Below are 15329 nucleotides of genomic sequence, written 5' to 3'. Positions count from 1 at the left end.
ACTTTGGAGGTTCGCGTGTAGGATATGCCGCACTTTGCCAAGGATGCGCACCATGTTCGACACGTTCAAAAAAAACTGCCGCCGTTTTTTCGGTGTTTTTTTAACAGTGATGGGTGCGCTTTTCAGCCTCGTAGGCTGGCTGTTTAAATCGCTTTTCGGCCAATGGCAGCCGCCCTCCTGGCTGCCGGCCCTTGGCAAAAAACTGGTGGCGCTGGGGCACAAGGCCCGGCCCTATCCGCGGCAGATTGCCGGTGGTGTGTTGGGCCTGGCGCTGCTGCTGGCTGCCGGGTTTTATGGCTGGCACTGGTATTCCCACCTGCCGCAACCGCACACCGTGACCTATTCGGTGCACTCGCCGAACCTGACGGTCTACACCGAAACCCCGCCCACCATCGACCACCTGCAAATTCGCTTCAACGAATCCGTAGCGCCGTTGCAGGACATCGGTAAACCGGTCACTCGAGGCATCACCCTCAAACCCGCCGTCAAAGGTAACTGGCGCTGGACCGATGATCGGACCCTGGTGTTCGTGCCGGATCAGGACTGGCCGATCAATGCCGAATACAGCCTCGACCTCGCGAAGAAAAACCTGCTGGCCGATGGCGTACTGCTCAATCAATACAGCAACAAGGTCACCAGCCAGGCCTTTAGTGGGCGCCTGGCCCAGAAAGAGCTGTATCAAGACCCGGTCAACCCGACGCTGAAACAGCACGTCGCGACCTTTCGCTTCACCCACCCGGTGGACGAAGAAAGCCTGCGTAAACGCGTGACGATCACCCTCGGCGAAGGCCTGGCTTACCGCGACGCCCAGGCGCCGAACAAGCCGGAAATCAGCTTCGACGAACACAAGCTCAACGCCTACATCCGCTCCGCCGCCCTCGCCACACCGCTGGAAAGTGTTGCGGTGACGATCAAACTCGATGAAGGCATCAAGGCTCGGGACGGCGGTAACGTCACCCCTGCGTCGATGAGTGCTGACGTTATCGTGCCCGGTCGCTATCGCCTGACCTTCGGCAACGCCGAGGTTCAGTTTGTCGACAACGAGCACGGCGAGCCTGAACCCGTGCTGATGTTCAGCAGTTCCAGCGCCGTGACCGACGAGATGCTGGCCGGCAAGGTGCAGGCCTGGCTGCTGCCGGAAAAACTCGCCGACGATCAAACGCCCTGGTACACCAAAGACATCGACGAGAAACTGCTGGCCCGCAGCACCAAGGTCACGCTGACCCACGTGCCAAGCATCGAACCGCTCAACACCCAGCACGCCTTCAAGTTCAAGGCTCCCGCAGGTCGGGCGTTGTACGTGCGCGTCCCGGCCAACCTGGAAGCCATCGGCGGTTACCTGGCGAAAAATCCCACCGCCTCTCTGGTGAGCATGCCGGCCTACCCGCGCACGTTGCAGTTCATGTCCGACGGTGCACTGCTGAGCCTTAACGGCGAGAAACGCTTGGGCTTCATGGCCCGCGGCGTGCCCGGCGCCCATGTGGAAATCGCCCGTTTGTTGCCCAACCAGTTGCAACACCTGGTGGACCAAAGCAGCGGCAGCTTCGCCCGGCCCAATTTCAGCAATGACTATTTCGACCGGATGGTCGAGCGCATGTCCCTGGACATCCCGCTGTCCGCCGCCGACCCGTCGAAAACCGTCTACGACAACGTCGACCTCAGCCGCTACCTCAGTGCCAACGGCGGGCGGCGGGGGATATTTGTACTCAAGTTGAGCTCGCAGGATGAGCCTTCCGAGCGCACCTTCGATCGCTATTCAAGCAGCACCACCAACGACCTGCGCTTCATTGTGGTCACGGACCTTGGGATCATCGCCAAGCGCTCCAGCGACGGCAGCCATGATGTGTACGTGCAATCCATCGGCAACGGCTCGCCCGTGACCGAGGCTCAGGTCGATATCATCGGTCGTAACGGCTTGCCCGTGAGCAGCGGCAGAACCGACGCCGACGGCCATGTGCACTTCGCCAAACTCGATGAGTTGCGTCGAGAGAAAACGCCACTGATGTACGTGGTGACCCGCGGCAACGACCAGTCTTTCCTGCCGATTGCCCGCCAGTCCCAGCAACTGGACCTGTCGCGTTTCGACGTCGGCGGTCTGGAAGAAGACGGCGCCACCGAGCGTTTGAGCGCCTATCTGTTTACCGACCGCGGCCTCTATCGCCCCGGCGAGACAGCGCACGTGGGCATGATCGTGCGCAGTGGCAACTGGAAAGGCAGTTTGCAAGGCCTGCCGGTGGAACTGAAAATCCTCGACCCGCGGGGCATGGAAGTCATTCGCCAGCCCCTCAAACTGTCGGCCTCAGGCTTTGAAAGCTTTGATTTCCCCAGCAGCGATTCCGCGCCCGCCGGGGATTACACCGCGACCCTGCAACTGATCGGCGATAAAAAGACTCGCACCGACCTGGGCAGCGTCAGCTTCAAGGTTCGTGACTTCGAGCCGGACCGCATGAAGGTCAGCCTGACCCTGCACGACACGCCGGTTATCGGCTGGATCCCGCCGGATCAAGTGGTGGCCAAGGTCACTGCCCTGCACCTGTTCGGCGCCCCGGCGGCTGGCCGGCGCGTGACCGCCAAAATGTCCATGAGCCCGACAGCCGCGGCATTCGAGCGCTACCCCGATTACCGATTCCACCTCAGCGATGCCCTGGAAGCACCCAATTCCGAGGATCTGGCGGAAGTCGAGGCCGACGACAATGGCCAGGCCGTGCTTGACCTAAACCTGCAACGCTTCGCCAACAGTACCTACCGCCTGCAAGTCATGGCACAGGTCTATGAGGCCGAAGGTGGCCGCAACGTCGCGGCACAAAGCAGTCTGCTGGTGTCTTCGGCACCGTATCTGGTGGGCGTGACCAGCCAGGATGCCCTCGGCTATGTGGCCAAGGATGCAGTGCGCCAGGTGCAATGGCTGGCTATCGCGCCGGACCTCACGCCGCGGGGAGTGGATGGTTTGAGCACCGAGTTGGTCGAGCACCGCTACGTCTCGGTGTTGATCAAACAAGCCAACGGCACCTACAAATACGAGTCGCGGATCAAGAACCTCAGCCAACCTGCCGAGCCCCTCGCCTTGGGCAAGGGCGGCGCCAAACAGACGCTGAACACCGCCGCCCCTGGCGATTACACCCTGCAATTGAAGGACGCCAGCGGCAACCTGCTCAACGCCATCAATTACAGCGTCGCCGGGCGTGCCAACACCTCCCGTTCCCTGGAGCGCAACGCTGAGTTGCAACTGCGTCTGGACAAGCGCAGCTACGCCACCGGCGATGAGATTGCTATCAGCATCCGCGCGCCTTACACCGGCGCCGGGTTGATCACCATCGAACGCGACAAGGTCTACACCCAGCAATGGTTCAAGGCCGACAGCACCAACAGCGTGCAGCACATCCGTGTGCCAGCCGGTATCGAGGGCAACGCCTACATCAACGTGCAGTTCGTCCGGGACATCGGTTCGTCCGAGGTCTACATGAGCCCACTGTCCTACGGCGTGGTGCCGTTCAGCATCAACCTCGATGCGCGGCGCATGGCGCTGAAAGTCGAAGGCCCGGCGAAAATCGAGCCGGGGCAAATGCTGGACATCAAGGTAACGGCGGACCGACCTTCCCGTGCCGTGGTCTACGCGGTGGACGAAGGCATTCTGCAAGTCGCGCGCTACCAAACGCCGGATCCGCTGAGTTTCTTCTTCCAGAAACGGGCGCTGGAAGTCAGAACCAGTCAGATTCTTGACCTGATCCTGCCGGAGTTCAGCCGCTTGCTCAGCGGCGCAGCAGCGGGCGGTGATACTGAAAACGCCCTGGCTTCGCACCTCAACCCGTTCAAGCGCAAACACCAGCCACCCGTGGCCTGGTGGTCGGGGCTGGTCGATCTACCGGCCGGTGAAACCGTGTTGCATTACCAGGTGCCGGACAGCTTCAACGGCAAATTGCATCTGTTTACCGTAGCGGTCGATGCCGACAGCGTTGGCGTCAGTGAGGCCACAACCGATGTGCGCGGGCCACTGGTGATCACGCCAAACGTGCCCGCGTTTGTCGCGCCGGGGGACGTGTTCAGCGTCAGCGCTGGTGTGTTCAGCAACCTCGACACGGCGGCCAAGGTGAAATTCGAGCTGCAAACCAGCAGCGGGCTGAAAGTCGAAGGCGCTCAGAACAACACGCTGGATCTGCAACCGCGCAAGGAAGGCGTGGCCGAATTCCGCATCAAGGTCCTGGAAAACCTCGGCTCAGCGGATTTGCGCTTTGTCGCAGTACTGCCGGACGGCAAACGCATCCAGGTCGCGGAAACCACCTCGATCCGCCCGTTGAGCGAGCACCGAGTGGTCCTCAGCCTCGGCCGTTTCGACAGCGCCAGCAAAGAGCTGAAGCTCACCCACGATCTGTTTCCGCAACTGCGCAATGTGCAAGTGGGGGTCGCTGCCTCGCCGCTGGTCTGGGCCAATGGCCTCAAGCATTACCTGGATGACTACGGTTACGCCTGCACCGAACAATTGGTCTCCAAGGCGATGCCGGCGTTGATCTGGGGTGGCACTGCACCCGAGGCGGAACAAGCCTTTACCGGCGCGGTACGGATGCTCCGTCAGCGGCAGAATCAGGCCGGTGGTTTTGGCCTGTGGGCAGCCAGCCCAGACGTCGCGCCTTATGCCAGCCTGTATGCCACCGACTTCCTGATCGAAGCCAAGGAGCGCGGCTTGCCGGTACCGGAAGACCTGCTGGTGCGCGCCAACGCTTACCTCACCGACCTGGCCAACGGCCCAAGCGAAGGACAGTCGGAGTTGCGCAACCGCGCCTACGCCAGTTACTTACTGAGTCGCCAGGGGGTTGTGGTCAGTGGCGCCTTGAGCGACATCCGCGAGCGTTACGAAACCTACTTCAAAGACACCTGGAAAAACGACCTGGGCGCCGCTTACCTGGCCGCCAGTTACAAACTGCTCAAGCAGGATCGCCAGGCCGATGCGCTGTTCCGCAAGATCCCTTGGCGCACCATCGCCGACGGCTGGGAAAGCGACGGTTTGTATTACGACCCACTAGTGCACGACGCCGAGCACCTGCATTTGCTCAGCCGCCATTTCCCCGAGTTGCTGGACGATGTGCCGGTGAGCCTGCTGGATAATCTCGGCAAGCGCCTCAACGAGCAGCGTTACAACTCGCTGTCCGCCGCGCTGTTGTTGCGTGGCCTGGACAACTACGGCCAGCGCGCGCAAAGCGACATGACCCTCAAGACCTCGGCCTGGTTGGGCGAGAAACAGCAACAACTGTTGGAGATGGCCGGTCAGCCGCCCCGCGCCGCCGTACCGATAGGCACCAAAAAACTGCTCATGGAAAAAACCGACGGCCCGGCCGCGTTCTACATGTTCAGTGAGGCCGGTTTTGATCGCGGCCCCCTCAAGCCCATCAACAATGGCCTGGAGATCATCCACGAATACCTCAACCTGGACGGCAAAGCGGTCAGCAAAGTGAGTGTCGGCGATGAGTTCCTGGTGCGCCTGCGACTGCGGGCCACCAATCGTGATCAAGTGCAGCAGGTAGCTATTGTTGATTTGCTGCCGGGCGGGGTCGAGCCGGTGTATCGCTTGCCACCGGAGCCGAAAGCAGCCAGCGAGGAAGACGAGGAGTCGCAATACACCGACGACAGCGAAGAAACCAATGCCTGGCAGCCGCCTATCGGCGAAAGCGCGTTGAGCGACTGGCAACCGGAGTACATCGACGTGCGAGATGACCGCGTGGTGTTCTATGGCACGGCACGACGGGATGTCGGCACCTTCGTCTACCGCGTGCGCGCTACCAATGCCGGGACGTTCAACACACCACCGGCCTACGCCGAAGGTATGTACCAAACCACCCTGCAAGGCCGAGGCAAAGTCGGTCAGCTTGAAATCGTCAAACCTTGAGCAACCCGGGGCGACGATTGAAACCCCTGCTGGCTGTAAGCTTGGCGGTTGGGGCGGTTTTGCTGGGGCTGCGAGTTTGGCCCCATGCACCGCTGGCTGAAGCGACGTCCTCGTCACGCCAGGTGCTGGCGGACGACGGATCGCTGCTGCGCATGACCTTGGCCGCCGACGGCCAGTATCGACTATGGCTGCCTCTGGAGCGCATCTCGCCGTCGTTGGTCGAAGCGCTGCTGCTCAAGGAGGATCGCAATTTCTTCTGGCATCCGGGGATCAATCCTCCGGCGCTGCTGCGGGCGGCCACGGCCACCTACAGCGGCGGCCAGCGTCAGGGCGGCTCGACGTTGAGCATGCAACTGGCACGACGTCTGTGGGACCTCAACACCCGGCAAATTCCCGGCAAGCTGCAACAAATCGTCCTGGCGTTGTGGCTGGAGGCGCGCTACAGCAAGCACGAGATTCTGGAGGCCTACCTAAATTTGGCGCCGATGGGCGGCAACATCGAAGGCGCCGAAGCGGCGAGCCGGATTTACTTCGGCAAATCGGCGGCGACATTGTCGTTGTCCGAAGCCTTGGCGCTGGCGGTGATTCCACAGCAACCAGGGCGCCGCGCCAGTTTCGGGCCGTCGTTGCAGAACGCTCGACTACGATTGATGGCGGATTGGCGCCAGGCCTATCCCGACGATCCACGTAACAGCAGTTTGCTGGAGCTACCGCTGGAAGCGCGCAACCGTCAGCAGATTCCGTTTTTGGCGCCGCATTTGAGCGAACAGTTGCTGGCCTCCCAGACCGGTAACGAGCTCAACAGCACGTTAAATGTGCCTTTGCAGCAGCTGTTGGAACGGCTGATCAGCGGTTTTATTGCCGAGCGCAAAAGCACTGGCGTCGAAAATGCCACGGCAATCCTGGTCGACAGCCGCGACCAGAGCGTCAAGGCACTGGTCGGCTCTGCGGACTACTTATCCACAGCCCTGCATGGGCAGGTCAACGGCATCCTTGCACGGCGCTCCCCGGGTTCGACCCTCAAGCCGTTTCTCTACGGGTTGGCGCTGGACCAAGGGCTGATCCACCCGATGAGCATTCTCAAGGATATGCCGAGTAGCTTCGGTTATTTCCAGCCGGAAAATTTCGACGGCAGTTACATCGGGCCGCTGACCGCTCGCGATGCGTTGATTCGCAGCCGCAATATTCCGGCGGTGTGGCTAGCCAGCCAGGTCAAATCCCCGTCGTTGTACGGTTTTTTGCAGCAAGCCGGGATCAAGGGGCTGCGCGGCGAAAGTCATTACGGTTTGGCCTTGGCCCTGGGCGGCGGCGAGATGACGCCCGAGGAGTTGGCCCGGCTGTACCTGATGCTGGCCGGCGACGGACATTTGCGATCGCTGCGTTATCTGAGCGAACAACCGCAGACCAGCGGCGATGCACTGCTGACGCCGCAATCGGCATTCATGGTTCGCGACATGCTCAGGCGCAACCCTCGGCCCGATGGCTTACCCGCCGATAGTCGTGGCCGTCACTGGCGCACCGCGTGGAAAACCGGTACATCGTGGGGCTTTCACGATGCCTGGAGTGCCGGCATCGTCGGGCCCTACGTGTTGGTGGTGTGGGTTGGCAACTTCGACGGCCGCCCCAATCCGGCCTTCATCGGCGCAAAAACCGCAGCGCCGCTGTTCTTTCGCATCGCCGACGCTTTGCCCCTGGCCTTGCCCACGGTGGCGGATCGGGTCGACAAACCTCCCGCGGGCCTCACGCGAATCGACATCTGCGCCGCTTCCGGCGAGTTGCCCAACCGCTGGTGCCCGTCGACGCGCAAAACCTGGTACATCCCCGGCGTCTCGCCGATCCGCGTGTCCAACTTGCACCGCCCGGTGCTGATCGATACCCGCACCGGCAAAGCCGCTTGCGCGCCATTCGATCCGCAGTACACCCGTGAAGAAGTCTTCGAGTTCTGGCCCAGCGACGTGCAACGCCTGTACCGCGCCGCCGGCTTGCCACGGCGCACGCCGCCCAATGTGGTGAAAAACTGCCAGCCCAACCCCATCAGCGATCAGAGCGAAGCGCCACAAATCAGATCGCCACTCACCCAGGTCAGCTATCAGCTGCGTTTATCCCAGCCACAGGAGAGCATCTCCCTGAGCGCCAATGCGGCCAGCGATGCGTTGAATCTCTATTGGTTTGCCGACCAGACGTTGATCGGCCAAGGCCCGCCGCAGACCACGCTGAACTGGCGGCCGGGAAAGTCGGGGATGTATCAATTGCGCGTCAGCGACGATCAGGGCCGCAGCGCGAGCAGAGGGCTGCGGGTGGAGTTTGTGCCTTAGACGGTTGTGATTAACAACCGTGATCAGGCACTCCGCAGCAGCCTCTATGGGTTACACCAGCTGTGGATAACTTATTCCACAGTCACCGACTTCGCCAGGTTACGCGGCTGGTCAACGTCCGTGCCTTTCAACACCGCCACGTAGTACGACAGCAACTGCAGCGGGATGGTGTAGAGGATCGGCGACAGGATGTCGTGGATGTGCGGCATCTGTACAACGTAAGTGCCTTCGCCATTGACCATGCCGGCTTTCTCGTCAGCGAAGACGATCAACTGGCCGCCACGGGCGCGGACTTCCTGGAGGTTGGATTTCAACTTCTCCAGCAGTTCGTTGTTCGGTGCCACGGTGACCACTGGCATGTCGTTATCCACAAGCGCCAGCGGGCCGTGTTTCAGTTCGCCGGCCGGGTAGGCTTCGGCGTGGATGTAGGAAATCTCTTTGAGTTTCAGGGCGCCTTCCATCGCCACCGGGTATTGCGCGCCACGGCCCAGGAACAAGGTGTGGTTCTTGTCGGCGAACAGTTCGGCGATTTTTTCCACGGTGCTGTCCATTGCCAGGGCTTCGCCCAGACGGGTTGGCAGGCGACGCAGTTCTTCCACCAGGGTGGCTTCGACGCCTTTGGCCAAGGTGCCGCGCACTTGGCCGAGGGACAGGGTCAGCAGCAACAAACCAACCAACTGAGTGGTGAACGCTTTGGTCGAGGCCACGCCGATTTCGCGACCGGCCTGGGTCAGCAGGGTCAGGTCGGATTCACGCACCAGCGAGCTGATGCCAACGTTGCAGATTGCCAGGCTGGCGAGGAAACCCAGTTCCTTGGCGTTGCGCAGGGCGGCCAGGGTGTCGGCGGTTTCGCCGGACTGGGAGATGGTCACGAACAGGGTGTCGGGCTGAACCACCACTTTGCGGTAGCGGAATTCGCTGGCGACTTCGACCTGGCACGGAATACCGGCCAGTTCTTCGAGCCAGTAACGGGCAACCATACCGGCGTGGTAGCTGGTGCCGCAGGCAACGATCTGTACATTGCGAACTTTGGCGAACAGCTCGGCAGCCTGTGGACCGAACGCTTGCACCAGCACTTGTTGCTGGCTCAGACGCCCTTCCAGCGTGCGTTGCACAACGGAAGGTTGCTCATGGATTTCCTTGAGCATGAAGTGGCGGAACTCGCCTTTCTCTGCCGATTCGGCACTGTCGCGGTACTGCACGGCTTCGCGCTCGACGGCTTTGCCGTTAATGTCCCAGATTTGCACGCTGTCGCGACGAATCTCGGCGATGTCGCCTTCTTCCATGTACATGAAGCGGTCGGTGACCTGGCGCAGGGCCAGTTGGTCGGAAGCGAGGAAGTTTTCCCCCAGGCCCAGACCGATCACCAACGGGCTGCCGCTGCGGGCGGCGACCAGACGATCCGGTTGGTCGGCGCTGATAACCGCCAGACCATAAGCACCGTGCAGCTCTTTGACGGTGGCCTTGAGGGCTACGGTCAGATCGTGCAGGTCCTTGAGTTTATGCGCCAGCAGGTGGGCGATGACTTCGGTGTCGGTATCGGAGGTGAACACGTAACCCAGGGCTTTCAATTTTTCGCGCAGGGCTTCGTGGTTCTCGATGATGCCGTTGTGCACAACAGCCAGGTTCTGCCCGGAGAAATGCGGGTGAGCGTTGCGTTCGCACGGCGCACCGTGGGTCGCCCAACGGGTATGGGCGATGCCCAGACGTCCGATCAGCGGCGCTTCGGCCAGGGCTTGATCCAACTCACTGACTTTGCCCGGACGACGGACGCGATCGAGCATCCCGTCATTGGTGAAGACCGCCACACCGGCACTGTCGTAGCCACGGTATTCCAGGCGCTTCAGGCCTTCGACGAGGATGGCGGTGATGTTACGTTCTGCGACTGCGCCGACAATTCCACACATGCTATTTCTCCTGACTGACAGCCGCGAGGATCAAATTGATACCGCGGGCCTGAATCTGATCCCGTGCCTCAAGCGGCAAGCGATCATCGGTAATAAGGGTATGGACGCTGCTCCAGGGCAGCTCCAGGTTGGGAATCTTGCGGCCGATCTTGTCGGCCTCGACCATGACGACCACTTCCCGGGCGACTTCAGCCATGACCCGGCTCAGCCCCAACAGTTCGTTGAAGGTCGTGGTGCCGCGAACCAGATCAATGCCATCAGCACCGATGAACAATTGGTCGAAGTCGTAAGAGCGTAGTACCTGCTCGGCCACCTGCCCTTGAAAGGACTCGGAATGGGGATCCCAAGTGCCGCCGGTCATCAACAGTACCGGTTCGTGCTCCAGTTCGCTCAAGGCGCTGGCGACATTCAATGAATTGGTCATCACCACCAGACCGGGTTGCTGACCGAGTTCCGGGATCATGGCGGCAGTGGTGCTGCCGCTGTCGATGATGATCCGCGCATGCTCGCGAATTCGCGTGACCGCGGCGCGAGCGATGGCTTGTTTGTACTTGGAAACCGGCTGACCGAGGTCCGCCACCAGTTCTTGCGGCATGGTGATCGCGCCACCGTAACGGCGCAGCAGCAAGCCATTGCTTTCAAGTGCGGCCAAGTCCTTGCGAACCGTAACTTCCGAGGTTTCGAAACGCTTGGCCAGTTCATCCACACTGACTTCCCCCTGCTCGTTGAGCAAGGCAAGGATGTTGTGGCGGCGTTGTGGTGTATTGCGCTTCGACATGGGCTGGTAAGTTTCGATTCGAAAGATAACGGAAGCAATCAAAACCTATTGGCGAAACTTCGTCAAGCGTGTGGGGATAAAAAGCTTCGCGGGCAAGCCTCGCTCCTACAGGGTTCGTGTCGTTCGCATAATGGGGGACGACATAAAACCTGTAGGAGCGACGCTTGCCCGCGAAGGCGATCTGTCACCCGCCACAACACTCTGTGGATAACTCAGCTCTTCTTGATCTTCACCGGCCGCTTCCAGCCGTCGATGTTCTTCTGCCGCGCCCGCCCTACTGCCAACTGTGCGTTATCCACATTCTGGGTAATGGTCGAACCCGCCGCAGTGGTTGCCCCTGACGAGATATCCACAGGCGCCACCAACGAGTTGTTGGAACCGATGAACACATCTTCACCCAACACGGTTTTCCACTTGTTCGCACCGTCGTAGTTGCAGGTGATAGTGCCGGCACCAATGTTGGTCCGGGCGCCGATTTCGGCATCGCCCAGGTACGTCAGGTGACCGGCCTTGGCGTCCTCGCCCATGTGTGCGTTTTTCAGTTCGACAAAGTTACCCACATGGGCCCGGGCTTCCAGAACCGTTCCTGGACGCAAACGCGCGAATGGGCCGGCGTCGCTGCCTTCACCCATAATCGCGCCGTCGATATGACTGTTGGCCTTGATCACCACGCCTTTGCGCAAGGTGCTGTCCTTGATCACGCAGTTTGGGCCAATCACCACGTCGTCTTCGATAACGACGTTGCCTTCGAGGATCACGTTGATGTCGATCAGCACATCGCGACCGATGGTGACCTCGCCGCGCACATCGAAACGGGCCGGATCGCGCAGGGTCACACCCTGAGCCATCAAGCGGAGGCCGGCGCGCAACTGATAGTGACGCTCAAGCTCCGAGAGTTGCTTGCGGTCGTTGGCGCCCTGCACTTCCATGGCGTCGTGGGGTTGTTCGGTGGCCACCACCAGACCATCGCTGACGGCCATCGCAATCACGTCGGTCAGGTAGTACTCGCCCTGGGAATTGTTGTTGGAGAGACGGCTCATCCAGTCGCCCAGACGTTCAAATGGCACGGCCAGAATCCCGGTGTTGCCTTCGGTGATCGCGCGTTCGGCTTCGCTGGCGTCTTTCTGCTCGACGATGGCCGTGACCTTGCCGTCGGCATCACGAACGATACGGCCGTAGCCGGTCGGGTCATCCAACTCAACAGTGAGCAGGCCCAACTGCTGCGGCGCCACCTGCTTGAGCAGGCGCTGCAAGGTTTCGACTTCGATCAGCGGCACGTCGCCGTAAAGAATCAGCACGGTATCGGAGGTGATGAACGGTACGGCTTGGGCCACGGCGTGACCGGTGCCCAGTTGCTTGTCTTGCAGCACGAAATTAAGGTCATCCGCTGCCAGGCGCTCACGCACGGCATCAGCGCCATGACCGATCACCACATGGATGCGCTGTGGATCAAGTTGCCGGGCGCTGTGGATAACATGGCCGAGCATCGAGTTGCCGGCAATCGGGTGCAGGACCTTGGGCAATGCCGAACGCATGCGAGTGCCTTGACCGGCAGCGAGGATAACGATTTCGAGAGACATGACTGGCTACCAATCCTGGGTGGTCAGCAACTGCGACCAGATTATGAAAGTTGGAAAAGAAAAAAGGGTAGCCGAGGCTACCCTTTTTAATCAATCGCACAACAAGTCGATGACGGATTAACCGCCAAACTTCTTGCGGATCTGCTGGACGGTGCGCAGCTGAGCTGTCGCCTCAGCCAGACGTGCGGCAGCAGAACCGTAATCGAATTCTGCACCACGTTCATGCAAGGCCTTCTCGGCAGCCTTAACGGCTTCCTGAGCGGAGGCTTCATCCAGGTCGGCAGCACGTTGCACAGTGTCGGCAAGAACCTTGACCATGTTCGGCTGAACCTCGAGGAAACCACCGGATATGTAAAACACCTCGGTTTCCCCGCCCTGCTTGATCAGGCGGATAGGACCTGGCTTGAGATTAGTGATCAGCGGCGCGTGACCCAGGGCGATACCAAGATCACCCAGTGCACCGTGCGCAATCACCATCTCGACCAGGCCGGAAAAGATTTCCCCTTCCGCGCTGACGATATCGCAATGGACTGTCATAGCCATCTGATTGCCTCAACCTAAATTAGCGCCCGTTGCCGGGCGCCGGGATTACAGTTTCTTGGCTTTCTCGATCGCTTCTTCGATGCCGCCGACCATGTAGAACGCTTGTTCTGGCAGGTGGTCGTAGTCACCGTTGAGGATGCCTTTGAAGCCAGCAATGGTGTCTTTCAGGGAAACGTATTTACCCGAAGCACCGGTGAAGACTTCAGCCACGAAGAACGGCTGCGACAAGAAGCGCTGGATCTTACGAGCACGGTTTACCAACTGCTTGTCGGTTTCCGACAGCTCGTCCATACCCAGGATCGCAATGATGTCCTTCAGTTCTTTGTAACGCTGCAGAACGTACTGAACGCCGCGAGCGGTGTCGTAGTGGTCCTGGCCGATTACGTTCGGATCCAGCTGGCGCGAAGTCGAGTCGAGTGGATCGACCGCTGGGTAGATACCCAGGGAAGCGATGTCACGGGACAGAACGACGGTGGCGTCCAAGTGGGCGAAGGTGGTCGCTGGCGACGGGTCAGTCAAGTCATCCGCAGGTACGTATACCGCTTGGATCGAGGTGATCGAACCGTTTTTGGTCGAAGTGATACGCTCTTGCAGAGTACCCATCTCTTCGGCCAGGGTCGGCTGGTAACCTACTGCGGAAGGCATACGGCCCAGCAGTGCGGATACTTCAGTACCGGCCAGGGTGTAACGATAGATGTTGTCGACGAACAGCAGAACGTCGTTACCTTCGTCACGGAACTTCTCGGCCATGGTCAGGCCGGTCAGTGCTACGCGCAGACGGTTACCCGGCGGCTCGTTCATCTGACCGTAAACCAGTGCCACTTTGTCCAGAACGTTGGAGTCCTTCATCTCGTGGTAGAAGTCGTTACCCTCACGAGTACGCTCACCCACACCGGCGAACACGGAATAACCGCTGTGCTCGATGGCGATGTTACGGATCAGTTCCATCATGTTTACGGTTTTGCCTACACCGGCACCACCGAACAGACCGACTTTACCGCCCTTGGCGAACGGGCAAACCAGGTCGATAACCTTGATGCCGGTTTCCAGCAGGTCGTTGCCGCCCGCTTGTTCAGCGAAGGTTGGCGCAGGACGGTGAATGCCCCAGCGCTCTTCGGTGTCGATCGGGCCAGCTTCGTCGATCGGGTTACCGAGGACGTCCATGATCCGGCCCAGGGTCGCTTTACCGACTGGTACGGAGATGGCTGCGCCAGAGTCAGTGACTTCCAGACCGCGCTTCAAGCCCTCGGTGGAACCCATCGCAATGGTACGAACCACGCCATCGCCCAGCTGCTGCTGAACTTCCAGAGTGGTGCCGGCATCGCTTTGTACTTTCAAAGCGTTGTAGATGCTCGGTACGCTGTCGCGTGGAAATTCCACGTCGATAACGGCGCCGATGATTTGAACGATACGTCCGCTACTCATAGCTGGATCCTCTGAATATTTGAACCGTTAAACCGCGGCAGCGCCGCCGACGATTTCCGAGATCTCTTGGGTGATCGCAGCCTGACGCGCCTTGTTGTAGATCAGCTGCAAATCGCTGATCAAATCACCGGCGTTGTCGGTAGCGTTCTTCATCGCGATCATCCGCGCAGCTTGTTCAGCCGCGTTGTTCTCGACCACCGCCTGGTAGACCTGCGACTCCACGTAGCGAACCATCAAGCCGTCAAGCAGCTCTTTGGCGTCCGGTTCGTAGAGATAGTCCCAGTGGTGCTTGAGGCCTTTATCCGGGGTTGCCACCAGTGGAATCAACTGCTCCACGGTAGGCTGTTGCGTCATGGTGTTGATGAACTTGTTGGACACAACGCTCAGACGGTCGATACGACCATCGAGGTAGGCATCCAGCATCACCTTGACGCTGCCAATCAGATCATTGATCGACGGCTCTTCACCCAGGTGGCTGATAGCTGCTACGACGTTACCGCCGAAGTTGCGGAAGAAAGCCGCACCCTTGCTACCCACTACACACAGATCGATCTCGACGCCGTTTTCACGGTTTTTAGCCATGTCCTTGACCAAGGCCTTGAACAGGTTGGTGTTCAAGCCACCACACAGACCACGGTCACTGCTCACTACAACATAACCAACGCGCTTGATTTCACGGTCGATCATGAATGGGTGGCGATATTCCGGGTTAGCGTTGGCCAAATGACCAATAACCTGGCGGATGCGCTCCGCGTAAGGACGGCTAGCAGCCATGCGCATTTGTGCCTTGCGCATTTTACTGACCGCCACTTTTTCCATGGCGCTGGTAATCTTTTGCGTGCTTTTGATGCTCGCAATCTTACTGCGAATCTCTTTTGCGCCTGCCATGTAACACCTATCAGG

8 protein-coding genes are annotated in these 15329 nt (G+C 60.0%); 2 read left to right on the top strand and 6 right to left on the bottom strand.

The window, feature by feature from the left end; genetic code table 11:
- Positions 1-52: 52 nt before the first annotated feature.
- Positions 53-5878 carry an alpha-2-macroglobulin family protein gene (locus AC1MEW_RS03295; RefSeq protein WP_480425397.1) on the top strand — a complete coding sequence of 1942 codons (5826 nt, stop codon included), beginning with the start codon at positions 53-55 and terminating at the stop codon, positions 5876-5878.
- A 17-nt stretch (positions 5879-5895) separates the two neighbouring features.
- Entirely contained in the window at positions 5896-8193 is a 2298-nt protein-coding gene (pbpC, locus tag AC1MEW_RS03290) for a penicillin-binding protein 1C (RefSeq protein ID WP_480425395.1), read from the top strand.
- 71 nt (positions 8194-8264) lie between these two features.
- Here pbpC and glmS read toward each other — a convergent pair whose 3' ends face one another.
- The 6 genes from glmS to atpG all read right to left on the bottom strand — a co-directional run bounded on the left by glmS (position 8265) and on the right by atpG (position 15314).
- Entirely contained in the window at positions 8265-10100 is a 1836-nt protein-coding gene (gene glmS / locus AC1MEW_RS03285) for a glutamine--fructose-6-phosphate transaminase (isomerizing) (protein WP_480425393.1), read from the bottom strand.
- Between the two features lies 1 nt (position 10101).
- On the bottom strand, positions 10102-10878 hold the full coding sequence (locus tag AC1MEW_RS03280; protein ID WP_480425392.1) for a DeoR/GlpR family DNA-binding transcription regulator: 777 nt from the start codon (positions 10876-10878) through the stop codon (positions 10102-10104).
- A gap of 212 nt (positions 10879-11090) precedes the next feature.
- A complete protein-coding gene (glmU, locus tag AC1MEW_RS03275) occupies positions 11091-12458 on the bottom strand; it encodes a bifunctional UDP-N-acetylglucosamine diphosphorylase/glucosamine-1-phosphate N-acetyltransferase GlmU (protein ID WP_480425391.1) in 1368 nt (455 codons plus the stop codon).
- A gap of 117 nt (positions 12459-12575) precedes the next feature.
- Complete coding sequence (locus AC1MEW_RS03270; protein WP_201115593.1) at positions 12576-13001, bottom strand: F0F1 ATP synthase subunit epsilon; 426 nt, start codon at positions 12999-13001, stop codon at positions 12576-12578.
- Positions 13002-13046: 45 nt separating this feature from the next.
- Positions 13047-14426: a F0F1 ATP synthase subunit beta gene (gene atpD, locus AC1MEW_RS03265; protein WP_201196056.1), complete on the bottom strand. Its 1380-nt coding sequence runs from the start codon at positions 14424-14426 to the stop codon at positions 13047-13049.
- A gap of 27 nt (positions 14427-14453) precedes the next feature.
- Entirely contained in the window at positions 14454-15314 is an 861-nt protein-coding gene (gene atpG / locus AC1MEW_RS03260) for a F0F1 ATP synthase subunit gamma (RefSeq protein ID WP_201196055.1), read from the bottom strand.
- Positions 15315-15329: the final 15 nt, after the last annotated feature.

This window comes from Pseudomonas sp. ASL4, assembly GCF_056680395.1.
This window is presented reverse-complemented; position numbering and strand designations above follow the sequence as displayed.

Excerpts from the sequence above, each read along its gene's own strand:
- glmU (WP_480425391.1), bottom strand. The coding sequence starts at position 12,458 with ATGTCTCTCGAAATCGTTATCCTCGCTGCCGGTCAAGGCACTCGCATG.
- AC1MEW_RS03280 (WP_480425392.1), bottom strand. The coding sequence starts at position 10,878 with ATGTCGAAGCGCAATACACCACAACGCCGCCACAACATCCTTGCCTTG.
- glmS (WP_480425393.1), bottom strand. The coding sequence starts at position 10,100 with ATGTGTGGAATTGTCGGCGCAGTCGCAGAACGTAACATCACCGCCATC.
- atpG (WP_201196055.1), bottom strand. The coding sequence starts at position 15,314 with ATGGCAGGCGCAAAAGAGATTCGCAGTAAGATTGCGAGCATCAAAAGC.
- atpD (WP_201196056.1), bottom strand. The coding sequence starts at position 14,426 with ATGAGTAGCGGACGTATCGTTCAAATCATCGGCGCCGTTATCGACGTG.
- AC1MEW_RS03270 (WP_201115593.1), bottom strand. The coding sequence starts at position 13,001 with ATGGCTATGACAGTCCATTGCGATATCGTCAGCGCGGAAGGGGAAATC.
- AC1MEW_RS03295 (WP_480425397.1), top strand. The coding sequence starts at position 53 with ATGTTCGACACGTTCAAAAAAAACTGCCGCCGTTTTTTCGGTGTTTTT.